The sequence below is a fragment of the Labrys sp. 22185 genome, from assembly GCF_052045555.1.
GTDB classification, from domain to species: Bacteria; Pseudomonadota; Alphaproteobacteria; order Rhizobiales; family Labraceae; genus Labrys; species Labrys neptuniae.
Genome location: NZ_JBQEPH010000012.1, coordinates 12,916 through 36,965, shown reverse-complemented (window position 1 = coordinate 36,965; position 24,050 = coordinate 12,916). Strand labels below are relative to the sequence as shown.

At 64.4% G+C, this 24,050-nt stretch carries 24 protein-coding genes; 11 read left to right on the top strand and 13 right to left on the bottom strand.

Going from position 1 to position 24,050, the window contains the following annotated elements; translation table 11 throughout:
* Positions 1-52: 52 nt before the first annotated feature.
* The 3 genes from ACTJKX_RS22025 to fixL form a co-directional block, all read right to left on the bottom strand.
* The gene (locus tag ACTJKX_RS22025; protein WP_440726514.1) at positions 53-454 is read right to left on the bottom strand and encodes a response regulator; all 402 of its coding nucleotides are present in this window, start codon (positions 452-454) and stop codon (positions 53-55) included.
* Between the two features lie 146 nt (positions 455-600).
* On the bottom strand, positions 601-1,218 hold the full coding sequence (gene fixJ / locus ACTJKX_RS22020; protein ID WP_440726513.1) for a response regulator FixJ: 618 nt from the start codon (positions 1,216-1,218) through the stop codon (positions 601-603).
* Positions 1,211-2,764 (bottom strand): sensor protein FixL, encoded by a 1,554-nt coding sequence (gene fixL, locus ACTJKX_RS22015; RefSeq protein ID WP_440726512.1) that lies wholly within the window; start codon positions 2,762-2,764, stop codon positions 1,211-1,213. The genes fixJ and fixL overlap by 8 nt, the downstream gene beginning before the upstream one ends.
* A 270-nt stretch (positions 2,765-3,034) precedes the next feature.
* Between fixL and ACTJKX_RS22010 the strand changes: the two genes are divergently transcribed.
* Both ACTJKX_RS22010 and ACTJKX_RS22005 read left to right on the top strand, forming a co-directional pair.
* Positions 3,035-4,642 (top strand): AAA family ATPase, encoded by a 1,608-nt coding sequence (locus ACTJKX_RS22010; RefSeq protein WP_440726511.1) that lies wholly within the window; start codon positions 3,035-3,037, stop codon positions 4,640-4,642.
* Between the two features lie 36 nt (positions 4,643-4,678).
* Positions 4,679-5,938 (top strand): MgtC/SapB family protein, encoded by a 1,260-nt coding sequence (locus tag ACTJKX_RS22005; RefSeq protein WP_394312771.1) that lies wholly within the window; start codon positions 4,679-4,681, stop codon positions 5,936-5,938.
* 9 nt (positions 5,939-5,947) lie between these two features.
* Here ACTJKX_RS22005 and ACTJKX_RS22000 read toward each other — a convergent pair whose 3' ends face one another.
* Positions 5,948-7,135, bottom strand: a complete 1,188-nt coding sequence (locus ACTJKX_RS22000) for an acetate/propionate family kinase (RefSeq protein WP_440726510.1) — start codon at positions 7,133-7,135, stop codon at positions 5,948-5,950.
* Between the two features lie 317 nt (positions 7,136-7,452).
* Between ACTJKX_RS22000 and ACTJKX_RS21995 the strand changes: the two genes are divergently transcribed.
* The 3 genes from ACTJKX_RS21995 (at position 7,453) to ACTJKX_RS21985 (ending at position 9,302) form a co-directional block, all read left to right on the top strand.
* On the top strand, positions 7,453-8,310 hold the full coding sequence (locus ACTJKX_RS21995; RefSeq protein ID WP_440726509.1) for a universal stress protein: 858 nt from the start codon (positions 7,453-7,455) through the stop codon (positions 8,308-8,310).
* A 96-nt stretch (positions 8,311-8,406) separates the two neighbouring features.
* Positions 8,407-8,865 (top strand): YeeE/YedE family protein, encoded by a 459-nt coding sequence (locus ACTJKX_RS21990; protein ID WP_394312766.1) that lies wholly within the window; start codon positions 8,407-8,409, stop codon positions 8,863-8,865.
* Positions 8,862-9,302 carry a DUF6691 family protein gene (locus tag ACTJKX_RS21985; protein WP_440726508.1) on the top strand — a complete coding sequence of 147 codons (441 nt, stop codon included), beginning with the start codon at positions 8,862-8,864 and terminating at the stop codon, positions 9,300-9,302. Before ACTJKX_RS21990 ends, ACTJKX_RS21985 begins: the two co-directional genes overlap by 4 nt.
* Before the next feature lie 25 nt (positions 9,303-9,327).
* On the opposite strand, the gene ACTJKX_RS21980 is transcribed toward ACTJKX_RS21985, so the two are convergent.
* The 4 genes from ACTJKX_RS21980 to ACTJKX_RS21965 all read right to left on the bottom strand — a co-directional run bounded on the left by ACTJKX_RS21980 (position 9,328) and on the right by ACTJKX_RS21965 (position 13,361).
* Positions 9,328-10,437, bottom strand: coding sequence for a calcium:proton antiporter (locus ACTJKX_RS21980; protein WP_440726507.1), 1,110 nt, complete (start codon positions 10,435-10,437; stop codon positions 9,328-9,330).
* 173 nt (positions 10,438-10,610) lie between these two features.
* Entirely contained in the window at positions 10,611-11,717 is a 1,107-nt protein-coding gene (locus tag ACTJKX_RS21975; RefSeq protein ID WP_440726506.1) for an ABC transporter substrate-binding protein, read from the bottom strand.
* 288 nt (positions 11,718-12,005) lie between these two features.
* A complete protein-coding gene (locus tag ACTJKX_RS21970; RefSeq protein WP_068284402.1) occupies positions 12,006-12,293 on the bottom strand; it encodes a hypothetical protein in 288 nt (95 codons plus the stop codon).
* 174 nt (positions 12,294-12,467) lie between these two features.
* The gene (locus ACTJKX_RS21965; RefSeq protein ID WP_440726505.1) at positions 12,468-13,361 is read right to left on the bottom strand and encodes a LysR family transcriptional regulator; all 894 of its coding nucleotides are present in this window, start codon (positions 13,359-13,361) and stop codon (positions 12,468-12,470) included.
* 162 nt (positions 13,362-13,523) lie between these two features.
* Here ACTJKX_RS21965 and ACTJKX_RS21960 point away from each other — a divergent pair, with 162 nt between their 5' ends.
* Both ACTJKX_RS21960 and ACTJKX_RS21955 read left to right on the top strand, forming a co-directional pair.
* Positions 13,524-14,300 carry a class I SAM-dependent methyltransferase gene (locus tag ACTJKX_RS21960; protein ID WP_440726504.1) on the top strand — a complete coding sequence of 259 codons (777 nt, stop codon included), beginning with the start codon at positions 13,524-13,526 and terminating at the stop codon, positions 14,298-14,300.
* A 6-nt stretch (positions 14,301-14,306) separates the two neighbouring features.
* Positions 14,307-14,954, top strand: coding sequence for a pyridoxine/pyridoxamine 5'-phosphate oxidase (locus ACTJKX_RS21955; protein WP_440726503.1), 648 nt, complete (start codon positions 14,307-14,309; stop codon positions 14,952-14,954).
* Positions 14,955-15,006: 52 nt separating this feature from the next.
* Here ACTJKX_RS21955 and tsaA read toward each other — a convergent pair whose 3' ends face one another.
* A complete protein-coding gene (tsaA, locus tag ACTJKX_RS21950) occupies positions 15,007-15,501 on the bottom strand; it encodes a tRNA (N6-threonylcarbamoyladenosine(37)-N6)-methyltransferase TrmO (RefSeq protein WP_311943453.1) in 495 nt (164 codons plus the stop codon).
* Positions 15,502-15,889: 388 nt separating this feature from the next.
* Between tsaA and ACTJKX_RS21945 the strand changes: the two genes are divergently transcribed.
* Positions 15,890-16,651, top strand: coding sequence for an FkbM family methyltransferase (locus ACTJKX_RS21945; RefSeq protein ID WP_367624541.1), 762 nt, complete (start codon positions 15,890-15,892; stop codon positions 16,649-16,651).
* Between the two features lie 241 nt (positions 16,652-16,892).
* Here the strand turns inward: ACTJKX_RS21945 and ACTJKX_RS21940 are convergent, their stop codons facing one another.
* The 4 genes from ACTJKX_RS21940 to ACTJKX_RS21925 are packed head-to-tail and all read right to left on the bottom strand — an operon-like array spanning position 16,893 to position 19,888.
* Positions 16,893-17,678: an alpha/beta fold hydrolase gene (locus ACTJKX_RS21940; RefSeq protein WP_440726502.1), complete on the bottom strand. Its 786-nt coding sequence runs from the start codon at positions 17,676-17,678 to the stop codon at positions 16,893-16,895.
* Positions 17,679-17,738: 60 nt separating this feature from the next.
* Complete coding sequence (locus ACTJKX_RS21935; protein ID WP_440726501.1) at positions 17,739-18,266, bottom strand: isoprenylcysteine carboxylmethyltransferase family protein; 528 nt, start codon at positions 18,264-18,266, stop codon at positions 17,739-17,741.
* A gap of 32 nt (positions 18,267-18,298) precedes the next feature.
* Positions 18,299-18,808 (bottom strand): cytochrome P460 family protein, encoded by a 510-nt coding sequence (locus ACTJKX_RS21930; protein ID WP_440726605.1) that lies wholly within the window; start codon positions 18,806-18,808, stop codon positions 18,299-18,301.
* 39 nt (positions 18,809-18,847) lie between these two features.
* Positions 18,848-19,888: an alpha/beta fold hydrolase gene (locus ACTJKX_RS21925; protein ID WP_440726500.1), complete on the bottom strand. Its 1,041-nt coding sequence runs from the start codon at positions 19,886-19,888 to the stop codon at positions 18,848-18,850.
* A gap of 327 nt (positions 19,889-20,215) precedes the next feature.
* On the opposite strand from ACTJKX_RS21925, the gene ACTJKX_RS21920 reads away from it, so the two are divergent.
* The 3 genes from ACTJKX_RS21920 (at position 20,216) to ACTJKX_RS21910 (ending at position 24,047) form a co-directional block, all read left to right on the top strand.
* Positions 20,216-21,520 (top strand): epoxide hydrolase family protein, encoded by a 1,305-nt coding sequence (locus tag ACTJKX_RS21920; protein WP_440726604.1) that lies wholly within the window; start codon positions 20,216-20,218, stop codon positions 21,518-21,520.
* A 343-nt stretch (positions 21,521-21,863) separates the two neighbouring features.
* Positions 21,864-23,078: an ABC transporter substrate-binding protein gene (locus ACTJKX_RS21915; protein WP_149249900.1), complete on the top strand. Its 1,215-nt coding sequence runs from the start codon at positions 21,864-21,866 to the stop codon at positions 23,076-23,078.
* A gap of 69 nt (positions 23,079-23,147) precedes the next feature.
* Complete coding sequence (locus ACTJKX_RS21910) at positions 23,148-24,047, top strand: branched-chain amino acid ABC transporter permease (protein ID WP_149249899.1); 900 nt, start codon at positions 23,148-23,150, stop codon at positions 24,045-24,047.
* The last annotated feature ends 3 nt before the right edge of the window (positions 24,048-24,050 follow it).

The window sequence follows — 24,050 nt, the reverse complement described above, 5'->3', positions numbered from 1 at the left end:
CGAGGCTCGCGAATATTTCGGTCGAATCCCTAGGGAAGGACCCCTAAGGGCTTTACCGGATGTCGTCGGGGAAGCTCCTGTCGGCGATGGCCGCGCGGACATTGGCGACCAGGCTTTCGGCGATATGAGGCTTGAGCACGACGTGCTGGATGCCGGCACGGTGCGCCTTGTGCTCGATCGTCTCATCGGGATAGCCGGTGATCAGCACCACGGGCCCGCTTTGTCCTCTCTCGCGCAGATGCAGGGCGAGCTCGAGACCGTCCATCTCCGCCATCTTGTAGTCGATGACGAAGCAGTCGGGCGCAAAGGAGGCCATTTGCGACAGGCAGTCGACGCCGCTCGAATAGGTTCGCACCGTGAAGTCCTCTGCTTCCAGGAGGAAGCGGAGCGAGCCGAGCACGTCGCGGTCGTCATCGATGACGGCAATTACGAAGAGAGGCTGAGAGGACGTCATGGCGGTTCCCGGCACCGCAGGGGCCCGGACGGGACGGTGCAAAGAGGGAGCATATGCCGGTGTTCCCGGTGCGGAATTGATGCAGCTCAAGGTCCGGCCATGGCGCCGGTCTGATGCGCGGCGGAGCTATTGCGATACGCAGGCGATCAATCGATCAGGGCACCGCTGCGTATCGCCTGCCTGACCAGTTCCGAGATGCTGCCGGCATGCATCTTCATCATGACATTGGCGCGGTAGACCTCCACCGTGCGCGGGCTGATATCATACTCTTTGGCGATCGCCTTGTTGGAGAGGCCCGCAACCAGGCCGTTCATGACCTGTCGCTCGCGCGGACTGAGAGAGGCGAGGCGGGCTGCCAGTTCGCTTGCATCCGCAGCGACCTTGGTCGCCTTGCTGCTTTGTTCGAACGCCGCCTGCAGGACATTGATGAGACGTTCGTCCTCGAAAGGCTTTTCCATGAAATCCAGTGCGCCGAGTTTCATGGCCTCGACCGCGAGGGGAACATCGCCATGGCCGGTCATGACGATCACCGGCAGATCGGCAGCTGTTGCCTTCAAACGCTTGAGCAGCTCGATGCCGTCGATCTGGGGCATGCGAATATCGGTGACGACGCAGCCGAAGCCGAGCCGGGGCAGGGCCTCGAGAAAGTGCTCGGCTGTCTCGAAAGCGGTGACGGCAAAGCCGGAGGTCGACAGGAGGAACGCCAGCGAATCCCGTACAGCCGCGTCATCGTCGATGATAAAGACCCTGGCATTGTTAGGCATCGGAAGAAGTCTCGGACAAGTTCTGGGAGTCGGCAAGGGTGCCGAGCGGCAAGGTGAACTGGAAGGTGGCGCCGCCGGCCTGATTGGTCTCGGCCCACATCTTTCCGCCATGGGCTTCGATGATGGAGCGGCTGATGGAAAGGCCGACGCCCATTCCGGTCTGCTTGGTGGTGAAGAAGGGCTGGAACAGGCTCGAGCGGACGTCCTCGGCAAAACCATGGCCGGTATCTTCGACGCGAATGCGTATCATGTCGTCGCCGAACGGGGCATTGGCAACGGTCAGTTCACGCCGCGGGGAGCCCTGCATGGCTTCGAGCGCATTGCGGAAGAGGTTCACCAGGACCTGCTGGATCTGGACGCGGTCCGCCAGGACGAGGTCGCAGGCGGGATCCAGGTCGAAACGCAGGACAATTCCCTGTTCGCGGGCGCCGACCAGGCCGAGCGCGCCTGCCTCCTCGACGAGCTTGGCGATACTCTCGATGCGTTTCTCGCTCTCGCTTCTCGTCACGAAGCTGCGCAGGCGCCGGATGATCTGCCCAGCCCGCAAGGCCTGCTCCGCTGCCTGATCGAGCGCGGTTTCGACCCTGTCGAGACCTTCGAGGTTGGAGGCGCTCAGCAGGCGCCGCGAACCCTTCAGGTAATTGCTGATCGCCGCCAGGGGCTGGTTGAGTTCATGCGCCAGGGCGGAGGCCATCTCACCCATGGCGCTCAGCCGTGACATATGCACGAGTTCCGATTGCAGTTCGGACAGGCGGGCCTGCGTCTGCTGATATTCCGTCAGGTCCCGTACGAACCCGGTGAAGTAGCGGCGCCCGCCCGACTGCATTTCGCCCACCGACAAGTGCATCGGGAAGGTGGAGCCGTCCTCGCGCTTGCCGGTGACGATGCGGCCGATGCCGATGATGTGGCGGTTCCCGGTATGCTGATAACGATGCAGGTAGTCGTCGTGGCGCGAGCGGTCCGGCTCCGGCATCAGGATGCTGACATTCTGGCCGATCGCCGTCGATCCGGCATATCCGAACAGCCTCTCCGCGGCACGGCTGAAATACTGCATGATCCCGGCCTCGTCGATGACCACCATCGCATCGGGAACCGTCTCCAGGATGGAGCGCAGATGCTCCTCGCGCGTACGCAAGGCCTCTTCGAGACGCTTTTCCTCGTCGATGTCGATGAGGATGCCGCCCAGGCAAATTGCCCTGCCGTCTTCGCCCTGCTGGACACCGCCCCGAAGGCGCAGCCAGCGACCGGGACTGTCCTGGGCGCGGACGCGGCAGGAAATGTCGAAGGCCGTGCCCGAAGCAATCGACGCGTCCAGAGCCGCCGTCGCCGCATCGATGTCGGCCGGGTCCAGCAAGGCGAGGAAAGTGCGATAGTCGAGGGTCTGCCCGGTGCGATATCCGAAAAGGGCCCGCGCCGTGTCCGATATGTTCACCGTCCGGGAGGCGATGTCGAAGATCCAGGTGCCGATGCCCGTGCAGTCGAGGCCGGTCCGGATCGCGCGATCCTCCTGGCCTGGAACAGACCCATCCTGCAATGGTGCGACCACATCCGGCCTCCGCGAGAGATTTCCTCTATAGAGGGAGGCGGAGGCGATCTTTCAAGAAGAATTGTTCAAAATGGGGAGCAGTTACGGGCCCATTTCGGGTGGCGATCGGTTGGTTTTCGACAAAGGCCCGGCCGGCGATTTCCTTTTGGGTGAATCGGCTGCCTTCCCAGACGCCAAATTGGACAATCTTGCGCTGGATCAATTCGCTCGCACCGTGAAGCCCTTCAATGGAGCCATGTATCGACCCGGCATCGTTGAAGGGGGGTAACCATGGCAACGTCCACAACCTTGAGAAAACCTTCTCCCGCGACCTCTCATGCCGTTGCCGACCAAGGTGAGGTGATCGGTTTTCTGCTTTCACCCAGCACGCATGGCAGAACCGAGCCGGTAGAACGCATCGACACCCACGGTGCGATCGTCTTCCTGGCGGGAGACCGTGTCTACAAGCTCAAGCGAGCCGTTCGCTTTCCGTTCATGGATCTGTCGACGGTGGAACGCCGGGAATGGGCCTGCCAGCGGGAGGTCGAGGTCAACAGCGCCTATGCGCCGCAGATCTATCTCGACGCCGTCCCGATCACCAGGTCCGGCGACGGGCTGCAGTTGCACGGCGAAGGGGAGGCCGTCGACTGGGTCGTGCGGATGAGACGCTTCGACGAAACCGGCACGCTCGACCGGCTCGCCGACCGAAACGCAATCAGCGAGAGCCTCCTGGCCGAGATCGTCGCGGCCGTGCTTGCTTCCCATGAACAGGCCCCGATCCGAGATGGCCTGGAGGCTGCCCGGAGCCTGGAACGCTACATCCGGCAGAATGACGAGGCATTTCGCGAAAGCCCGACCTTGTTTCCGCTGCAGGAAATCGAGGTCCTGACCGAGGCGGCCAGCCGGGCTTATCGCGATTGCTTCGATCTCCTGATCGAACGCAGCAAGGCTGGTTTCGTCAGGCGCTGCCATGGGGATCTGCATCTGCGCAACATCGCCGTCATCGACGGGCGGGCCACCTTGTTCGACGCCATCGAATTCGATGAGGCGATCGCGACCTGCGACGTGCTGTACGACCTGGCGTTCCTGCTGATGGACCTCTGGGATCGCGGGCTGCATCGCCATGCCAATGTGGTGCTCAACCGTTATTTGTGGGAAGCGTCCGAAGCTCATCTGGCCGGCCTTGCAGCCTTGCCTCTCTTCCTGTCCATCAGGGCAGCCTTGCGGGCCAAGATCGCAGCTGCAGCGGCAATGGTCCAGGCACCGTCGGAGGCCGAGGCAAGCCGGCTGGAAGCCCGGCGCTACTTCGAGCTCGCGCGTCGTTTCCTGGTCAAGCTGCCGCCACGGCTGGTGGCGATCGGCGGCCTGTCGGGCACGGGCAAGACCACATTGGCGCTGGCATTGGCCCCGTTCCTGGGCAGAGCGCCCGGTGCCGTCGTCCTGCGCAGCGACATCGAGCGCAAGCGCCTTGCCGGCATCGAGCAGACACAGAAGCTGCCATCCTCGACCTATACGCCGTCTTCCAGCACCGCCGTCTATGACACGCTCAGCCGCAAGGCGGATGTTGTCCTGGCTGCGGACTGCAGCGTCATCCTGGATGCCGTCTATGCGAATTTGCCCCAGAGGCACGTCGCGGAGGGCATAGCGCTGCGTGCCGGCGTCGGCTTCACCGGTTTCTGGCTGCACGCGCCGCTGCCCGTCATGGAGCAGCGCGTAGCCAGCCGGGCGAACGACGCCTCCGATGCCGATGTCAACGTGGTGCGCAAACAGGCGGACTATGATCTGGGGCGTATTTCGTGGCATCGTCTCGATGCCACGTTGCCGCGCAAGGATGTCGAAGATGAAGCCCTGTCGTGCCTGGCGCTCAGATGCGCGAATGGCAAGTCCCGCACAGACTGATCCGGGCGGAAAGCTGCCCGGCAGGGCAAGATCGGCATGAGCCAGACCGAGATCCTTGCCCGCCTTGCGGTCGCCCTCGGCATTGGCCTGCTCGTGGGCCTGGAAAGGGGCTGGCGGACCCGCGAGGAGGAGGATCACCAACGGGTCGCCGGGCTTCGTACATTCGCGCTTGCCGGACTCACCGGAGGCGTCGCCGGCGCCCTGTCCCATGCGGTCGGTCCGGTGATCCTCGGCTTCGTGTTCCTGGGGTTCGCGGGTGCCCTGACGACGTTTCATTGGCTGGAGGCGAAGGCCGAGGGCAATTTTTCGGCGACCTCGCTGGTGGCGGGATTGCTCACCTTCCTCCTCGGCGCCTATGCGCTGACCGGTGAGATCCAGATTGCTGCCGCCGGCGGGGTGGCAATGACGATCCTGCTCGCCTTGCGGGAACAGTTGCACGGGTGGGTGCGCGGACTGACCTGGCCGGAGATCAAGGCCGTGCTGGTGCTGCTCGCCATGTCCTGCGTGCTGTTGCCCATCCTGCCGGATCGAACCGTCGACCCGTGGCAGACCCTCAATCCGTGGCAGCTCTGGTTGTTTGCGATCCTGATCGCCGGGATTTCCTTCGGCGGATATGTCGCCATCCGCCTGTTCGGCGACAGGCTCGGCGTCATTCTGGCCTCCCTGGCCGGGGGCCTGTCGTCCTCCACCGCGACCACGATGGCTCTGGCCCGTATGGCCGGAACCCATCCGCAATCCTGGTCGATCCTGGTTGCGGGCATGCTGTCGGCGGGCGCCATCATGGTGCTGCGTGTCGGCCTCATCGCTGCCCTTCTCAATCCGGGCCTGCTCGCCAGCCTGGCCTTTCCGGCCCTGGCTGCGGCGGTGACGCAGGCGATCGGCGCCTGCGTTCTGGCCATCAGGCGTGTGGACCACGAGGCCCCGAAGCTGGAGCTTTCCAATCCGCTCGAACTCGGTTCGGCACTCAAGCTGGCAGCCTTCATGGCTGTCGTCCTGGTGGCAGGCAAATTGCTGCAGCAGGCCTATGGAGGAGCGGGCGTCATGATGCTCGCGGCGGTGTCGGGTTTGGCGGATGTCGATGCGGTCACCGTTTCGATCGCCCGCATGAGCCTTGCCGATCTTGGCCTCGGTTCCGCCGCCTTGGCCATCGGCCTGGCTGTCGCCGTGAATGCCTTGGCAAAGGTGGGCATGGCCGCCTATGCAGGGGGATGGCGTTGCGCCCTGCCTTTCGGCGCGATCAGCCTGCTTGCCGTGGCGGCGGGAGGAGCCGCCGGTTATCTGGCGAGCATGCGTTAGCGCGAACGCCTATTCACCGTCGAGTTTGGCGAGAAGCCCGAGCGCCTCCTCGGCTATGACCTGTTCCTCGTTGGTCGCCATCACCAGGGCGCATATCTCGCTGGTATCGGCGCTGATCCGGCGTGCATTCTCGCTATTGGCCTCGAAGTCGAGATCGAGGCCGAGCCAGGCGAGGTGGCCGCAGACCTTCTCTCGGATGAGGGGCTGGTTCTCGCCGATGCCGGCCGTGAAGACCAGTGCATCCAACCCGCCGACGGTTGTCGCCAGTGCCGCGATTTCCCGGGCGATCCGCAGGCAGAACAGGTCGATGGCTTCGGCCGCCTCGGCTGCATCGCTGGCCAGGAGGTCGCGGGTATCGGCGCTCAACCCCGAGATCCCGAGCAGGCCGGAGCGGTGATAGAGCAGATCTTCGAGAGCCTCGGGCGAATAGCCGCGCTGCTTCATGAGATGGAGCGGGACGCCGGGATCCAGGGCGCCGCAGCGCGTGGCCATGGGAATGCCGTCCAGGGTCGAGAACCCCATCGAGGTATCGCGGCTGACCCCGTTGGCGAGTGCGCACAGGCTTGCGCCGCTGCCCAGATGGGCGACCACCACCCGTCCAGTGGCCAGGCGTGGTGCGATTTCTCTCAGCCTGCCGGCGATGAATTGATAGGACAGGCCGTGGAAGCCGTAGCGCTTGATGCCCTGGTCGAAGAGATCGCGAGGCAGCGCGAAGCGACGGACGATATCGGCCTGGGCATGATGGAAGGCGGTATCGAAGGAGGCGGTCTGCACCAGGTGGGGGCGGAGGTGCCGGACGGCCCGGATCAGCCGCACACTTTGGGGCTGGTGCAGCGGAGCGAGGGGAACCAGGTCCTCGATGGCGCTCAAGGTCGCATCGTCGATCAGGGCGGCCCGCGAGAAGACGTCGCCGCCATGGACGACGCGGTGGCAGACGGCCACCAATTCGTCGAGAGAAAAATGTCTGCTCAACAGGTCGAGGGTCTCGTCGATGACGTCGTGGAAGTCCTCGGTGGCTGAGGCCTTCAAGGGAATGTCGACGACCTCGGGACCCTCCGCGATGTGGAGACCGAGCGGCTTGCGGCGAAGGTCGATGATGCCCATGCCCAGGCGTTCGAGCTTCCTGTCCTCGCGCTTGAACAGCCCGAGCTTGATGGTGGAGGAGCCGGGATTGCAGGTGAGAAGGATGCCGTTCATCGAAAGACTTTCCTTTGGCCGCCACTCTGGCGAGTGCGATCGAGATGGAAGCAACGTCGACCGAGTATGATCTGCCGGTGAGGACGCCTGGTGTCAGAGCGCAGAAGGCGGGACCCGCCGCATCTGACTCTTTTGGTAAATCAATTGCCGGCCCGGGATGTTCCCGGCTTGGAGCCCCGGCACGACCAGAGTGTCCATCGGTCCTGCGCGGGCGGCAGGCCAACCTATTCGAGAGCGCATTTGACTGGCCTTGATGCAGCTCAATGTCGGGGGAAACGCCGAGCCTAGAACAAGAGTGTCATCCAAGGAGATCCGCCGTGCCACTTCGCTGCATTCTGGTTCCCACCGGCCCGGGCATCCGGCCCGAGCGTCGTCTGGCGGCCGCATTGGGGCTCGCCAGGCGCACGCATGCCCATATCAACGCACTCTATGTCAGGCCGGACCTGGAGATCGTGGCTCCGCCCGTTCTTCTGGTCGGCGCAGGCGGTGTCCCGCCCCAATGCAATGCTTCCTGCGAGGCCAAGGCTCTGGCCGCGGCTGGCAGGCAGGCATTCGAACGCTGGTGTTCCAGCAGTCGGGTCGAGCTGCAGCCCAATCGCCGGCTCGATGCCACCTTCGCCTCCTGGACCGAAAGGGGGGGCGACGTCGAGACGCTCGTGGCGCTCAACGGCCGCGTCAATGACCTCATCATCGTCGACAACCCGACCAAAGGCGGGCCCTTCGATGCAGCGGCGTTCGACGCGGCGGTGTTCTCTTCGGGGCGACCGACCCTGATGCTGGGGGAGCGCCTGCCGGACAATCTGCTCCGGCATGTCGTGATCGCCTGGAACGGCAGCCTGGAAGGGGCGCGTGCCGTCGGCCAGTCCGTCTCATTGCTGCATGAGGCGGAACGCATCTCGATCATCACCATTCCCTCCGAAGCGGACCGGCAGACCGGCATCGCGGATCTGGCCGACTATCTGCACTGGCACGGCGTGATCGTGGAGAAGGCGGGGTTGGTGCCGGATCTCGCCGGAAGCGATGGCGAAAAGATCCTGGCAGCCTGCGACCGGGCTGGCGCGACGCTGCTGGTCATGGGCGCCTATACCCATAGCCGCCTGCGCCAGGCCTTCCTCGGCGGCTTGACCCAGCATGTGCTCGACACAGCGGAACTCCCCGTTCTGATGGCGCATTGATCGGGCCGGCTGGCCGTGGCGGCGTCTCCGGCCCGCGAAGGCGAATGTTAGGATCTGCGAACCTATGCTCGCCGAATTGACGAGGAGCGGGGCGAGGTGGCCTGGACCGGAAGGCTGCGCCATGCCCGATCAGGCCGGAAGGACGCCATGGCGGCTTATTGGAATGCATTGTTCGGCGGAATGCTGATCGGAGCGGCCGCCGTGCTCCTTCTGCTTGCCAATGGCAGGGTGGCAGGCATCAGCGGCATTGCCGGTCGCCTTCTGGCAGGCCAGCGCGTTGTCGACAATGGCGCCTTTGTCGTCGGGCTGGTGCTCGGCCCGATCGTCCTTGCCGTCTCCAGTGGATCTCTGCCTGCCATGACCGTATCCACGCCCTGGCCGCTGGTCGTGCTGGCAGGCCTGTTGGTCGGCTTTGGCACGCGGATGGGATCGGGCTGCACGTCCGGGCACGGCATTATCGGCCTCGCCCGTTTTTCACGGCGCTCGATTGCGGCAACCGCCATGTTCCTGGGCGGCGGCTTGCTCACGGCATCCTTGCTGGAGCTGGTGCGATGACGGACGGCAACCTGTTCCGGCCGGCCGTATCGCTGCTGGCCGGCATGATTTTCGGACTGGGGCTTGCGATATCGGGCATGATCGATCCCGCCCGCGTGCTCGGCTTCCTGGACGTTGCCAGTGGCCATTGGGATCCGAGCCTGGTCTTCGTCCTTGCAGGCGCGGTGCTGGTCGCCATTCCCGGTGTTTTCCTGCAGCGTCGCCTGTCTCGTCCCTGGCTCGACGAGCGCTTCCATCTTCCTGCCAAGACCAGGATCGATCGGCCGCTTCTCCTCGGCGCCTTGCTCTTCGGCGTAGGCTGGGGCCTTGCCGGATTTTGCCCGGGACCAGCGATCGCGGCGCTGTCGACGGCGAGGCCGGTCGTGTTGCTGTTCGTCGCCGCAATGATCCTGGGAATGCTGGCCTGGTCCCGCCTTGTCGCGAGAGCGGGAGATTGACCTGCGACATCGAGCGGCATGTTTCTCACGGGCTGAAGACCAGGACCAGGAAGACGAAGAACACGCCCAGATGCACGGCGCCTTCCAGCATCGTCGTCCTGGTGCCCGTGAAGGTGAGCGTCGACAATACGAGCGTCATCGCCAGCAAGATCATGTTGGTCGCCGAGAGCCCGAGTACCACATTCTGCCCGGTCAGGAGGCCGATCAGGAGAATGGCCGGCACGGTGAGACCCAGCGTCGAGGCGGCTGCACCGAGACACAGATTGATGGCCCGCTGCAACTGATTGGCGGTGATGGCCCGCAAAGCCGTGATGCATTCCGGTGTGAACACGATCATGGCGATCAGAATGCCGCCGAGCGCCGTCGGCGCGCCGAGCCGGGCGATGCCGAAGTCGAGCACCTTGGCCAGGCTCTTCGCCAGGAGGACGATGGGCAGGATGTTCAGCAGGAGCAGGAGGAGAGGCATTGCGATCGGGCCGCCCGCCGCTGCCTCCTCGATTTCCGCGTCCTCCTCCTGTGCCGGAGGCGCGTCGCTGGACGGCTCACGATAGAACTCGGCATGGCGGCCGGTCTGGAGTACCAGGAAGGCACCGTAGAGCAGGAGCGTGAAGATCGAGAAGCTGATCGCCTGAAAGCGCGTCAGCGAGCCGTCGCTGACGGAGGTGGTGAAATTCGGCAGGATCAGCGGGATGACGGCCAGTGGAATGATGATGGCGAGATAGGACGAGGCACCCTTCAGATTGTAGCGCTGGGCGAAGTGCTTCATGCCGCCGAGCAGAAGGCCCAATCCGACCACCCCGTTGAGGACGATCATCAGCACGGCGAACATGGTGTCGCGCCCGAGCGTCGGTGCTCCCTTGGCGCCCAGCATCACGGCTGAGATCAGTGCCACCTCGATGATGACGATCGCGAGCGTGAGGATCAGCGTGCCGTAGGGCTCGCCGAGGCGGTGCGCGAGCACCTCCGCCTCATGTACGACGCCGAACGCCGTCCACATGATCACGGCCAGGAGCCACGCGAAGACCGCCACCGCGACCAGTGGCATGTCGAGCTGTCCCAGCAGGGGATCTGCCAGGAACTGGAAGGCGGCGACGCTGGCCCATGCGGTGGCGAGACGGAGGATCAGGATCGGCATGAAGGGGATGACCTCGGATGTCGAACAGAATGCCGCAGAATGGCTTGACGACCGCTCCACGGCAAATCCGATCTGAGGAGGCCGCTATCCGCGCGGCGGCGTCGAATCGCAAAGGCACTTCGAAACAAAAGAGATTGGAAAGAAAAGGCCTCGATCGGGCCTTTCTGGCTTTCTCACCGAAGGTTGAGGGCCCGAAACCGATCCGGCTCGGCCGGATCTCGATCGACGACCTGGACGGGTGGCCAGGCCCATTGCCAGACACCGATGCCCGGCATGCGGGAGAACCGGATCTCGCCACGGGTGCCTGTAACGGCCAGTTGGGGCCAGGATTCGGCAATGCGCGCCCGATCCGTGCCGTGAGCGTGCAGGGCGGCAGCGACGACGGCGATGGTGTCGTAGCCTTCGAAGGCGACGAAGGAGGGAAGTTCGGCCAGACGTTCGCGCAGGAGCATCTCGATGCGGGTGCCGAGAGGCCCGAGACGCCCGGGCAGATAGCGCAGGAACGGGATGGCCGTGCCATCGGCGCCGAGCAACCTCGCCCATTCAGCGAACTCCGGCTGCCCGGCCGGGGCACCGATCATCATCCCGGCGAGCCGGTGATCGCGGCGGACGGCCTCGATGATCGCCAGGGCCGGCTCGGGGTACCCGACCAGCAGAAGCAGGGCCGTTATGCCAAGGCCGACGAGTTCGTCGCACATCGCCACGGGGGTGAGCGAGGTCATGTCGAGTTCGATGACGGTGCCGCCGTGTGAGGCAAGGTAATCCCGCAGCAGGCGGACGCCGGATGCCCAGTAGACGCTCGGCTGGGTCGCTGCGGCAATATGGCCATGGCCCGCATCAAGGAGGAAGTCGGCGTAGGCTTGCCAGCCATGGGACTGAGCCGGGGCGAGGCGCGCGACCCAGTTTGTCGGCTGTTCGGCAAGCGCGTCGAGAACTGCCGAAGAGCAGAGGAACGGCAGGCCAAGGGCATCGGCTCTGCCGGCCACCGCGCGGGCAACGACGCTGTGATATTCCCCCACCAGGGCGGCCACGCCCAAGTGATTCAATTCATCGACCGCTGCCACGGCTCTTCGTGGGTCGGCGGCCGTGTCCCGGACCAGCAGTTCGAGCACTCTTCCGCCGATGCCGCCGGCGTCATTGACCTCGCCAACGGCCAATTCGAGCCCGGCGAGCAGATGTCGGCCTGCCTCGACCCAGCCAGGCCGGGTGAGCGGAGCCAGGGCACCGATCCGAATGGTCGGCCCGTTGGTCGGCTCTTGGCGAGGGGACGACGTCTTCATGAGGTGGCGTCTCCCGGGATTGGACCGCCATGGGTCGGGATCGTGGGCAGGCGTCAGGGGCGCGAGGCTTGGCGCCCGTGGGAGCAACCCGTTCGTGCCGCTCGAAGACAGCCTCATACAGACGCACCATTGGGGTGCACAGGAACGGTCCCATGCAAATTGCGCCAATCTGTATGGCCGAGGCGGGCCATACAGTTTCTGGACCCGACCAGAGACGCATGCGGCATGTATCGGCAAGGCGCATGGTTCTCGCATGGCCTGTTGCCGGATCTGCAAGGTTGCTGCGGCCTAGTCTGGCGCCGCGCCGATCGGCGGTCCGCCGGGCGGGCGGTGCAAGAAGGTGATCGAGGCGTAGGCACCGAGCCACGACCCCAACGCTGCAAAGGCGACATAGACCCAGTTCTCGGTGTAGCTGATGACGGCATAGGACGACAGCAGATACCAGACGCTGCTCCAGGTCGCGGCGGGAACGCGCTTGCGTGCCACCACCGCAGCGGTGAACATGACATAGACCGCATCCGTGGCGGCGGTTGCCAGCAGGACGGCGCCGGCGGTCACGGGATCGATGGCAGCCATTGCAACTTCTCCGAAGTCGGACAGGGGAGAAGCGAATTAAGCCATAGTTGCGGGCTGCTGGCGTCATCTTATCGAGGCTCTTTCGTCCCGGACGCCGTTCCGTTCCGTGGGCGGCTCGATGCCTTGCCGTCTTGGCGGTTTGCGCCGCCGCACGGGGCTCGCGACTGCGGCTGTTCAGCCGGCCAGCGCCGGCGGGTCGGATTTCAGAAAGTCGACGGCTTCGGCGCGAAGCCAGTCGCAAAACAGGCTGGACTTGCGATTGCGCCTCGCCCGGCGAAGGGCGACATAGTCGTGGCCACTGTCGAGGAACCCCATCGGTGCCTGCAGGCGGCCGGAATGGATGTCTTCGCTGACATAGGGCCATGGCGCGACGCAGACGCCGAGGCCGGCCCTGGCAGCCTCCAGCATGAAATAGAAATGCTCGTACTCGACACGCGGCCCCGCATCGATCGACTGTACGGAGCGCGCATGCCAGTCGTCCCACGCCCGCAGGCGGGTTCGCGTGTGGAGCTGGGGTACGCCGCCAAGATCGCCGGACGACGCGGCTGCCAAGGATGGAGAGAGCACCGGGCCGGTCTGCTCGGGAAACAGGCCGATGACGTCAGCTCGCTCAGGCCATGGCGGTGCGCCCACACGTATGGCGACGTCGAAGCCGTCCCTGCTGAAATCGACGGGACGGGACGAGGCGGTCAGGCGCACTTCGATCTCGGGAAACTCGGCCTGGAAGCGGTAGAGCCGCGGAATGAGCCAGCGCATGGTGAAGGTGCCGGGGCAGGATACGTCCAGCGCCCCTTGCTCGATATCGGCCACCGAGCGAACCGAGATGTCGATCTGGTCGAACGCCTTCACCAGCCCGGCCAGCAGGGTCGAACCCGCATCGGTCAGGCGCAGCCTGTTCTTCGGGCCCTCGAAAAGCGCTACGCCGAGAACCTGCTCCAGATGCTGGATCTGGCGGCTGACGGCGCTGTGCGTGACGTTGAGTTCCTCGGCCGCGCGCGTCATCAGGCCGTGTCGGCCTGCCGCCTCGAAGGCTCGCAACGCGTTCAGCGAGGGGATATGCCTTGCCATGTGCAATTTCCGAACAATGAATGTTCGATCATATCGATTTTCATTCTGTAAATCATAGGGTTTTCTATCTCCCGGTCGATATAATTTTCCATTTTAGAACAAAGAAGGACGGTCGGCAAGCAGATGCCCCGCCTTGTTCCAAGCCAGCGCAGGAGACAGGACATGCACGGCAGACACGGGGACGGCAGCGCCGGTGACGCGGATTACGGCGTGATCGGCAGCGGCTACAGGACCTACCGCCAGCCGGATCCCTACATGGCGCAATTCATCCTGGAGGCCTTGGGCGATGCGGCAACCGTGCTCAATGTCGGCGCTGGCGCCGGGTCCTATGAACCGGTCGATCGCAAGGTGACGGCGGTCGAGCCCTCCGTCTCGATGCGGGCACAGCGGCCGGTTCATCTGTCGCCTGCAATCGACGCGACGGCCGAACGCCTGCCGTTCCCCGACCGCAGCTTCGATGCCGGTATGGCGACATTCACGGTGCATCAATGGGCGAATCTCGGGCAGGGGCTGAGGGAGATGCGCCGGGTTACGCGTGGGCCGGTGGTGGTTCTCAGTTGCGATCCCGATGCGCTGGAACGCTGCTGGCTGCATGCCTATGCCCCGGAGATGATCGCCGTCGAGGCACGCCGCTATCCGGCCATGGCGGCCATTGCCGATGCGCTCGCAGGGCATGTCGAGATCCGGCCCGTACCCATCCCGCTCAACTGCATCGACGGGTTCGGCGAAGCCTATTACGGCAGGCCGGAGCGTCTGCTCGAGTCCGGTGCGCGGCTTGCCAACTCGGCCTGGAGTTTCGTCGATCCTGCCGTCGGGGCGCGCTTCGTGGCCGATCTCAGCCGCGATCTCGAGGATGGCACCTGGGACGATCGTTACGGTGGACTGCGCCACCAACCCTTCTTCGAGGGATCCTTGCGATTGATCGTATCGAGACCGTGAGGTGCGATGATGAAGGACGAATTACGCGCCCTGAAGTCGCTGGCCGGTCCTCTACCGACCTTCGACATGGAGGAGGTGCCGGACGATCCGCAGCTTTTGTTTTCCTCCTGGTTCCGCGACGCGGTGCAGGCCGGGGTGGAAGAACCGCATGCCATGGTGCTCTCGACCGTCGACGAGCAGGGGGCGCCGGATGCGCGGATCCTCATCCTCAAGCATCTCGATCATCGCGGTTGGCATTTCGCATCAACCGACCAGGGCCCGAAGGGGCGCCAGATGGCGCTCAACCCCCAGGTGGCCCTGACCTTCTATTGGACGCGGCTCGGACGCCAGGTGCGCATTCGCGGCATGGTCCGGCGAGCGGACATGCATGAGCGCGACGCCGACTTTCTCGCCCGTCCGCCGGGCGCGCGGGCGATTGCGCTCACGGCCAGGCAAAGCGAGAGGCTGGCATCCCCACGGGAGCTGGAGGAGGCGCTCGAACTGCAGCGGGAGCGCCTGCGACAAGGGCCGGATCTGGTTGCGCCGCATTGGAGCCTGTTCATCGTAGCCCCGCGCGAAGTGGAGTTCTGGCAAGGCGATACTGAACGTCGGCATCGACGCCTGCACTACCGGCACGGAGCGACGGGATGGGTACGCGAAAAGCTATGGCCCTGACGGCATGCTTCCCGCTTGCAGTGCTGCGGGACAGGAAGATGAGGGGACCATGTCAGGCCTGCGTCTCCCGATCGCCGGGCTGCTCCGGTGCGATCGGTTTGAACAGGGTGCGGTCGGGCTTGAGGTCCAGCAACGGGGTGCCGTCGAGACAATCGAGCCCGCGGACCAGCAGGGTCGATCCTTCGAGAGCCACCAGCGTCGCGATCGAGGTGCCGATCGGGTTCGGGCGGACCGGCGAGCGGAGTGCGAAGGTGCCATAGGTGGTGCCGTTGTCGGCCGGGCTCTGACGGACGAGGTCGCGCCGCGACAGATGCAGCCAGTACAACACCTCCAGGCGCTCGAAACGCTCGATGCCATCCAATGCTGCCTGCCAGGGCTCGAAGATCTCGATACGGCAGACCGGTCCGTCGGATCGCCCCTGCCGCGGCGCCATCAGTCTGGACGTCCATGGCGTCCGTATCAGGCCAATGAAGACCAGCCCCGCATCCGTCGGCTCGGGAGGGGTAACCGCTACCTCATTCTGCCTGATTTCGCTTTCACGAACCATGCTCAGCTCCTTTTGTATGGCTTGCTGTGGCGTGCATGTCCCGAGCCTCTCAAGCGCGGCAATCCTGTTGCAATGTGAAATTCCCGGGGCCAGCCTCGGTTTCACGATAGCAAAGAGCCGCCGTTGCAGGGGGCACGACCTTCGCCGTCAAGCCAAGGATCGGCTAAGGCAAGGATCGGCCGAGCCAAGGATCGGCGCTACCCTGGCAATCTCTGCCTCGATTTCCTATGGTGCCCCACCACCCGGGCGATCGTGGGGTGGCGGAGGCATGGTCTTCGTCCAGCCTCGCATCGGCCGCCGGCATCCGACAAGCCGTCGCACCCGAAGGGCCATGTCCTTGCGGAGTGGCATGCCGCCTCACCACGATGAAAGAAAGTGACGAATTGCGATGAACCGACCTGTCTATCCCGGCGTTGCCGGCCTTTCGAGTTCGGTGTTCTGCAAGAAGGAGCCGCGCAACACGAAGTACATCTTCGCCGAGATCGTCGACTACGTGCTCTCCAGGATCAAGCCCGATGCGGCGCCGGTCACCTTCGTGCAGGTCGGTGCCAATGACGGCGTGCGCGGCGATCCCATCAGCCGGCATGTCATCCAGGGAGGCTGGCGCGGATTGCTGGTCGAGCCCGTACCGGCTGCGATGGAAAGGCTGCGTGCCCATTACGACGCATGCCCCGGGCTGGTCTTTCGCGGCGAGGCAATCTGGTCCGAGGAGGGCAGGCGAGACTTCCACATCGTTCGCGGTGAGGACGTGCTGAGCAGCTTCTCATTGCCGACGATCATGATGCACGAGCTCAAATACGATGATCTGCCCGGCATGATCGAGACCGTGCCGGTCGCCACGCGCCGGCTCGATTCGCTTTGCCGGGAAACCGGATTCGAGACGGCGGATTTGCTGGTGGTCGATGTCGAAGGCTGCGACGACATCGTCTTGCGCACCTTCGATTTCGACCGTCACCGCCCTTCCGCGATCCTGTTCGAGCACGTGGCGCTCTCGGCCGACGCCTCGCAGGCGATCGGCGCGTTTCTCGAAGAGCGCGGCTATGCGATCATCTACGACCGCCATGACTGCCTGTGTCTTCTCGGCGAACGGTTCGAACCGCAGCTGGTCGAGTTCCTCGAACGGGTCGTCACGGCCGCGCGGGACAATTGAGGAGCAGGCAGAGGGGGCGAACAGCTCGTCTCTCATTCATTTGCTGCCGGCATCGATATTCGGCGGGGGGCGCTCCCTCCGCGCGGCGCGCGGCGGGTTTTCCGTAAAAATCGACGAATCCTGTCTTGGATGAAGCCGCCCGGCTTCGAAGTCCGGACGGCTTCCTTCTGTCGAGAGTCCTGGCATCGGGCCAAGCTCCGGGACCGCCTTGGTGCCCGAAGCCTTGGCCGGCATCAGCCATTTATTTGGCCGGCGAAGCCTGGGCCGCCGTCTCGATCAGCTTGGCGACGACTGCCGGGTTCGAGACCATCACCACATGCGAGGCACCCTTGACCACCACGGTCTGCTTGGAATGGGCCCGTTCCGCCATGAAGGCCAGGGCCTGCGGCGGGATGTTGCGGTCCTTGTCGCCATAGACGAACCAGGAGGGGACCGTCTTCCAGGCCGGCTCGGTCGAGGCCTCGCCGAGGGCGGCTTCGGCGATCGGGCGCTGCGTGGCGGCCATCAGCCTGGCCTCGGGCTTGGGGACATCGGCGGCGAACTGATCGGGGAATTTGGCCTGCTGGATATAGAGATCCTTGTCGCCACCGGACAGTGGCACTGGCGGGGCCAATGTTGGCCCGAGTGTCGAGCCGGGGAACTTGCCGGTGAGGCCGATGGCGGTCTCGCCGGCATCGGGCGCAAAGGCCGCGACATAGACGAGGGCCTGGACATTGGCTTTTCCGGTGGCAGCCTCGCTGATGACCGAACCGCCATAGGAGTGGCCGACCAGGACCACCGGCGTCTTGATGCTGTCGATCACGCTGGCCACGGAATCCGCATCCCCGCGCACGCTGCGCAGCGGATTGGCCGCGGCGACGACGGGGTAGCCGTCCTTTTCGAGGCGCTGGATCACGCCGTTCCAGCTCGAGGCATCGGCAAAGGCGCCATGCACGAGCACCACCGTCGGCTTGCCGCTCCCGGCCAGTGCGGGCGCGCTCAGCAGCAAGGCGCCGGCGACGGCCAGCCCCTTCACGAAGTTCTTCATCGGATTTTCCTTCGGGTTGTCACCCGCAGCCTGTGTCGGGTGGAGGATGAAAACGCCTGGCTACAGCTCGGGGGCGAAGGTTGCGCGCATGGCGGCCTCCTCCTGCCGGATGCGGGTCACCAGGGGAACGAGATAGAGGGGAATGCCGATCATCAGCGTCCAATAGGCATTGAGAGCAAGAGCGAAACCAATGAGTTCCGGCAGGATGTTCAGAAAGTAGTTAGGGTGCCGCACGAACGAGAACAGGCCGCTCTGTACCCGCCGATGCTGCGGGCTGATGATGATTTTGATCGTCCATAGCCCGCCGAGCGAGCGGATCACCGAGACGAGGACGAGGGCGGAGGCGAGATAGATCACGATGCCCGCGGCAGACACCAGCGTGTTCGGCTCATGTAGGCCGGCCGCCGCCTCGACGACCGCGCAGATGTAGTAGAGCACGTGAGAGGCAGCGAGGAAGATGCTGTTCTTCGCGCCATATTCGGTCGCGCCGTCCCTCTTCAAGGCCTTTTCGTGCCATGCCGAAATCGCGAGCGTGATGAGGCGCCAGGCAAAGGCGGCGACGGCGAACAGGATGAGATGAAGCGGCATGTGAATTCCCGGATCGTCAGGAGCAGGGCGCTTTAGGGCGCCAGCTTGGTAAAGACATAGTCACGCGCCTTCACGCGCGCCTCATGGCAGGCAAAGCAGGTCTCATGCTGGGCCTGGTCCACCGGCTTGCCGTCGATGAAGCGTCCGAACCCCCAGCCGCCCGTCGCGGCATATTTCTTCGAATCCTTGACCATCACCTGCACCGTGGTCGCCGGCCCCGGCACCAAGGCGGATTCGAATTCGGGCGACTGGACATGCTTCCAGGCTAGCTTGACCAGCACTGTCCCGTCGGGGAAGGGCAGGGTCCCGGCGCGATAGGCGTCGAGTGCGGTCTTGTTGCCGAGCACGGTGCGCAGTTCGTTGAGGGGCTCGTGTTCCAGGGCCGGGGCGACCAGTTCCCATTGCCGGTAGCCGTCCGGAATGGTGACGCCATAGATCGGCGAGGCCGGCTTGGGTTTGCTCTTGGTGACGTCCGTGTCCTGGGCGAGCGCCCCGGCCGCAGCGACGACTGCGGCCGCGAGGCAGGCCCCGGCCAAGGGCATGATCACTGAGGTCTTCATCAGGAAGCTCCTTCGCCTGGTTCAGAAACGGGCAACGTCGAGCATCGCCTGGGCGAAGGCTTGCGGCGCCTCCTGCGGCAAATTGTGGCCGATGCCGCCCTTGATCAGGCGATGCTCGTAGCGGCCGGAGAACCGCTTGGCATAGGCCGCCGGTTCCGGATGAGGCGCACCATTGGCATCGCCCTCCATGGTGATCGTCGGCATGGTGATGGTCGGCAAGGCGGCGAGCTTCTTTTCCAGCGCGTCATATTTGGCTTCGCCCTGTGCCAGGCCGAGCCGCCAGCGGTAATTATGGATCGAGACGGCGACATGGTCGGGATTGTCGAAGGCCTGCGCCGAACGGTCGAAGATCGCATCATCGAACTTCCATTGCGGCGAGGCGAGCTCCCAGATCAGCCGGGCGAAATCATGGGTATATTTCGCATAGCCGGCCGCGCCCCGATCGGTGGCGAAATAATACTGGTACCACCACTGCAGCTCCGCCTTCGGGGGCAGGGGCGCCTTGTTCAGTTCCTGGCTGCCGATGAGATAGCCGCTGACCGAGACCAGCGCCTTGCAGCGCTCGGGCCAGAGGGCAGCGACGATATTGGCGGTGCGGGCGCCCCAGTCATAGCCGCCGATGACGGCCTTCTCGATCTTCAGCGCATCCATGAACGCGATGATGTCGCTGCCCAGCGCCGCCTGCTGGCCGTTGCGGGGTGTATCCGCGGAGAGGAAGCGCGTGCTGCCATAGCCGCGCAGATAGGGCACGATCACGCGGTAGCCGGCGGCCGCCAGGATCGGCGCGACATCGACATAGCTGTGGATGTCATAGGGCCAACCATGCAGCAGCAGCATGGGCGCGCCATCGGCCGGCCCGGCCTCGGCATAGCCGACATCGAGCACACCGGCCCTGACCTGCTTGAGCGCGGCGAAGGACGTGTGGGTGCCGCGGCCGGCGGTGGGCGCGGAGGAATTGGCTTGCGCACTGGCGGTACCGATTGCGCCGAGCTGCGCCAGAACGGCACCGAACGCCAGGGTGCCGAGCAGGCCGCGGCGCGATTGATCGATCTGTTCCGACATCGACATGATTCCCGATTGCTGAAGTTGTGACCGTAAAAAGCCGCAACACTGTATCGGCCTTATGTCGCCATCGCCTGGATTTGAAAGGCTGTGTAAGCCCCTTCCCCTTCGATACACAGTGATACAATCGGCCATCGCAGCCACCGGCATGGGTGGCCTTTGGGAACGGCGCCTGTATGGCAATGTATCGGCACGCCAGCCGGATACAGCAGGATGCGGATCGGGGGCCGCGGGGACATATCGGGCAAACATGGCATCGCCAAAGACAGGGCACCGGCGGCCGGGCTGCCGTGAAATGAATGGAGTTGCCCCATGTCTTCAAACAAGATGTCTTCGACCAATTCGTCTTCCTCGAGCAATTTGCCTTCACATGATTTCGGTACGTCCCGACGCAGTTTGCTCAAATCGGCCGCCGCCGCCGCGCTCGTCGGCCTGATCCCCACCGCGCTCTACGCGGCGGAAGCCGGGAGCGATATCAGGCCCTTCAAGATTGCCATTGCCGAGGAGGATATCGTCGATCTGCGCCGGCGCTTGAGCGCCACGCGCTGGCCTGAAGAGACGGTGTCCGACTTCTCGCAAGGGGTGACGCTGGCAAGGCTGAAGCCGCTGGTGGCCTATTGGGCGCAATCTTATGACTGGCGCAAGGTCGAGGCCCGGCTCAACACCCTGCCGATGTTCGTCACCGAGATCGACGGCCTCGACATCCATTTCATCCATATCCGCTCACCGCATGCCAAGGCCATGCCGATGATCATGACCCATGGCTGGCCGGGCTCGATCCTCGAATTCATGAAGGTGATGGATCCGCTGGTCGACCCCACCAAATATGGCGGCAAGGCCGAGGATGCCTTCCATTTGGTGGTGCCCTCGATCCCCGGCTTCGGCTTCTCGGGCAAGCCGACGGCCAGGGGCTGGGGCTCCGACCATATCGGCCGGGCCTGGTCCGTGCTGATGCGGCGCCTCGGCTATGAGCGCTATGTGTCGCAGGGCGGCGACTGTGGTTCGGTGATCTCCCACCGCATGGCCCTGCAGAAGGTGCCCGGCCTGATCGGCATCCACGTCAACATGCCGGGAACGGTGCCCAAGGAAATCGCTGCAATCCTGACGGCCGGTGGCCCGGCGCCGGCAAATCTCACGCCGGACGAACGGCGGGCCTTCGACGCTCTCGATGTCTTCTACAAGGACAGTTCAGGCTACGCGACCATGATGGTCACGCGCCCGCAGACCATCGGCTATTCCCTGGTGGATACTCCCGTGGGCATGGCCGCCTGGATGTACGAGAAATTTGCGACCTGGACCTATAGTGGCGGCGATCCGGAGAAGGTGCTGACCAAGGACGAGATGCTCGACGACATCTCCCTCTATTGGCTGACCCAGACGGGCGCTTCGGCGGCCCGCATCTATTGGGAAGACCATTCCAACAATTTCAACGCCGTCGACATTCCCGAACTGCCGGTCGCCGTCACGGTCTTCCCCGGTGAGATCTATCGCGCCCCCCGGAGCTGGGCAGAGCGCTGCTATCACAACCTCGTCTATTTCAGCGAGGCGAAGAATGGCGGCCACTTTGCAGCCTGGGAGCAGCCGGAGCTGTTCGTGCAGGAAGTCCGCGCCGCCTTCCGGTCGCTGCGCTGAGGTAATCACCACCGGCGCCCGTCCATCCAGGCGGGCGCCATCGAAACCTTGACGTTGTTGTTTGCCCGCTTTGGCAGCTTTCGTGGAGGGACCTGCAAGGGTTGTGTCGGTCATACGGTTCTTCGTCGAGAAATACGGCAGGCAGTGGCGAGCTTCCCGGCGAGAACTGTCCTGTGTTCGCGGCTTTCGCCGCGCGCGATGAGCCCAAGGTGACCAAGAAATTGTAATGATATTATTGATCTCAACAGCACCCGTCGCTTCGGCGGGTGACTTTTTATTTGCAATTCACCAACGGGTGTAATTGTCTGAAAAAAAGCACCAGAACGAGAAGGGGGACATCGGTATGAACAACTCGACCCGCAGCCGTCTCGGGGCGCTCGCCATGCTCGCCATGTCGCTGGCCGTGACGCCGGCCCTGGCGGAGGAGCCCATCGCGCTCGGCTGGGTGGGCCCCCTTTCCCCGCCCGGCAATTACTCCGGCGGGCAGGAGATGCAGTGGGCCGTGCAGCTCGGCGTCGACGAGATCAACAAGGCCGGCGGCGTGCTCGGCCGCCAGCTCCAGGTCACCTATGAAGACACCAAGGGCCAGCCCGCGGAAGGCAGCGCGGCGGCGGTCCGGCTGATCACCAAGAACAATGTTTCGGCGATCTTCGGCGAGTTCCATTCTTCCGTGGCCCTGGCCGAGATCGAAGAGGCGCACAAATATGGCGTGCCCTGGGTCGGCACCGATGTCTGGGCCGACGACGTCACCGCCAAGCAATATCCTGAGGTCTTCCGGGTCTCTCCCGCCAACTCGCTGGTCTACGTCAAGGCCGCCGACTGGACGGTCGAGCAGGGCTTCAAGAACGTCGCCATCATCGCCGAGAATACCGATTTCGGTCAGGGCGGCGCCAAGATCATCGCCAGCGAACTCCAGGCCAAGAACGTTGCCAACACCCTGGTCACCATCGACCTGAACCAGCAGGATTTCACCCCGGCCCTGCTGCGCCTGATGAGCCAGAGCCCGCGCCCCGACGCCATCCAGATGGTGATCGCCGGCCAGGCCCAGTACCAGCTGGTGAAGCAGGCCTGCCAGCTCGGCCTTGCCCCGACCGCCGAGACCAAGCTGATCGGCTCGTCCGGCCTGCTGCAGAAGGAGGTCTGGGAGGTCACGGGTGCCTGTGCCAAGAACCTCCTGATCGTCAATGTCGCCCAGCCGAAGTCGCAATGGAACGACAAGGCCAAGGCGTTCGTGGCCGCTTTCACCGAGCGCTACAAGCGGGCGCCCACCGGCGTTGCCCTGGAAGCCTATGATACGCTGGGCGTGGTGGTCGAAGGCATCCGCAAGGCCGGGTCCGCCGACCGCGCCGCGATCGTCAAGGCCCTGGAGGCGGTCAAGTATGAAGGCGCCAACGCCACCTACAATTTCCCGGCGACCAAAACCCCGGCCTGGGCCTTCCACCAGTTCATGGATGTGCCCTTCACCATCATCCAGTACACGGCGGAGAACCAGAGCCCGGAGGAGGCGGCCATCGTCTATCCCAAGAACTGGGCGACCACGGACAAGATCCTGCCTTGATGGCGCGTACCGACGGATGCCGGCTTTTTCCGCCGGTCCTCGCCCGTCGCAGCCGATGGTGAGGGGATCATGAGCTATTTTCTTCTTCTCGCCGTCAACGGGCTGGTGATCGGCCTGATCTACGCGCTCATCGCCTCCGGCCTGACGCTGGTCTTCTCCGTGCTGAAGGTGGTCAATTTCGGCCATGGCTCGCTCTATATGCTGGGCGGCTATGCCTCCTACTATTTGATCACCGGCCTCGGCCTGCATCCGCTGCTCGGCGTCGCCGGCGCGATGATCGGCCTGTTCGTCTTCGGCGTCGCCTTCGAGCGGCTGGTGATCGCACCGATGTATACCGACAAGGTCGAGCGCAAGGACGAATATGCCATCATCGTCACCTTCGGCCTTACCATCCTGCTCACCAATCTCGGCCTCGTCGTCTTCGGGCCGTTCGCCAAATCGCCGCCCTCCTTCATGGCGGGGGTCTTGATCGCCGGCCCGCTGATCCTGCCCTATGACCGGCTGATTGCGGCCGTCGTCGCGGTGATCCTGCTGGCGGGGCTCGCTTTCTTTCTCAAGCGCACAACGCTCGGCCAGGCGCTCGACGCCGTCAGCCAGAGCCGTGAATCGGCGGCCGTCATCGGCATCGATCCACATCGCATGTATACGGTTGCCTTCGGGCTCGGCTCGGCCCTGGCCGGCGGGGCCGGCGCGCTGATCGCACCGGTCTTTGCGCTGTCGCCCTCGATGGGCGACCTGCCGGGCGTGCAGGCCTTCATCATCATCGTGCTCGGCGGCATGGGCTCGGTCGGCGGTTCGATCGTCGGCGGTATCCTGCTCGGCCTCGTCCAGAGCCTCGGCGTCGGCTATTTGCCCGATCCCAACCGGGCGCTGGCCTATACCCAGGCCTTCGGTGCCTTGCTGCTCGTCATCACCCTGCTCGTGCGGCCGACCGGCCTTTTCGGCCGCTCGCATCTGCGCCTCGAATAGGCC

Bases quoted from the DNA above. Each gene is read 5' to 3' on its own strand.
- ACTJKX_RS21935 (WP_440726501.1), bottom strand. From the start codon at position 18,266: ATGCCGCTTCATCTCATCCTGTTCGCCGTCGCCGCCTTTGCCTGGCGC.
- ACTJKX_RS22010 (WP_440726511.1), top strand. From the start codon at position 3,035: ATGGCAACGTCCACAACCTTGAGAAAACCTTCTCCCGCGACCTCTCAT.
- ACTJKX_RS21980 (WP_440726507.1), bottom strand. From the start codon at position 10,437: ATGCCGATCCTGATCCTCCGTCTCGCCACCGCATGGGCCAGCGTCGCC.
- tsaA (WP_311943453.1), bottom strand. From the start codon at position 15,501: ATGGTTCGTGAAAGCGAAATCAGGCAGAATGAGGTAGCGGTTACCCCT.
- ACTJKX_RS21985 (WP_440726508.1), top strand. From the start codon at position 8,862: ATGACGGACGGCAACCTGTTCCGGCCGGCCGTATCGCTGCTGGCCGGC.
- ACTJKX_RS21920 (WP_440726604.1), top strand. From the start codon at position 20,216: ATGTCTTCGACCAATTCGTCTTCCTCGAGCAATTTGCCTTCACATGAT.
- ACTJKX_RS21955 (WP_440726503.1), top strand. From the start codon at position 14,307: ATGATGAAGGACGAATTACGCGCCCTGAAGTCGCTGGCCGGTCCTCTA.
- ACTJKX_RS21925 (WP_440726500.1), bottom strand. From the start codon at position 19,888: ATGTCGGAACAGATCGATCAATCGCGCCGCGGCCTGCTCGGCACCCTG.
- ACTJKX_RS22005 (WP_394312771.1), top strand. From the start codon at position 4,679: ATGAGCCAGACCGAGATCCTTGCCCGCCTTGCGGTCGCCCTCGGCATT.
- ACTJKX_RS21970 (WP_068284402.1), bottom strand. From the start codon at position 12,293: ATGGCTGCCATCGATCCCGTGACCGCCGGCGCCGTCCTGCTGGCAACC.
- ACTJKX_RS21960 (WP_440726504.1), top strand. From the start codon at position 13,524: ATGCACGGCAGACACGGGGACGGCAGCGCCGGTGACGCGGATTACGGC.
- ACTJKX_RS21945 (WP_367624541.1), top strand. From the start codon at position 15,890: ATGAACCGACCTGTCTATCCCGGCGTTGCCGGCCTTTCGAGTTCGGTG.
- ACTJKX_RS22025 (WP_440726514.1), bottom strand. From the start codon at position 454: ATGACGTCCTCTCAGCCTCTCTTCGTAATTGCCGTCATCGATGACGAC.
- fixJ (WP_440726513.1), bottom strand. From the start codon at position 1,218: ATGCCTAACAATGCCAGGGTCTTTATCATCGACGATGACGCGGCTGTA.
- ACTJKX_RS21940 (WP_440726502.1), bottom strand. From the start codon at position 17,678: ATGAAGAACTTCGTGAAGGGGCTGGCCGTCGCCGGCGCCTTGCTGCTG.
- ACTJKX_RS21930 (WP_440726605.1), bottom strand. From the start codon at position 18,808: ATGCCCTTGGCCGGGGCCTGCCTCGCGGCCGCAGTCGTCGCTGCGGCC.
- ACTJKX_RS21910 (WP_149249899.1), top strand. From the start codon at position 23,148: ATGAGCTATTTTCTTCTTCTCGCCGTCAACGGGCTGGTGATCGGCCTG.
- ACTJKX_RS21965 (WP_440726505.1), bottom strand. From the start codon at position 13,361: ATGGCAAGGCATATCCCCTCGCTGAACGCGTTGCGAGCCTTCGAGGCG.
- ACTJKX_RS21975 (WP_440726506.1), bottom strand. From the start codon at position 11,717: ATGAAGACGTCGTCCCCTCGCCAAGAGCCGACCAACGGGCCGACCATT.
- ACTJKX_RS21915 (WP_149249900.1), top strand. From the start codon at position 21,864: ATGAACAACTCGACCCGCAGCCGTCTCGGGGCGCTCGCCATGCTCGCC.
- ACTJKX_RS22000 (WP_440726510.1), bottom strand. From the start codon at position 7,135: ATGAACGGCATCCTTCTCACCTGCAATCCCGGCTCCTCCACCATCAAG.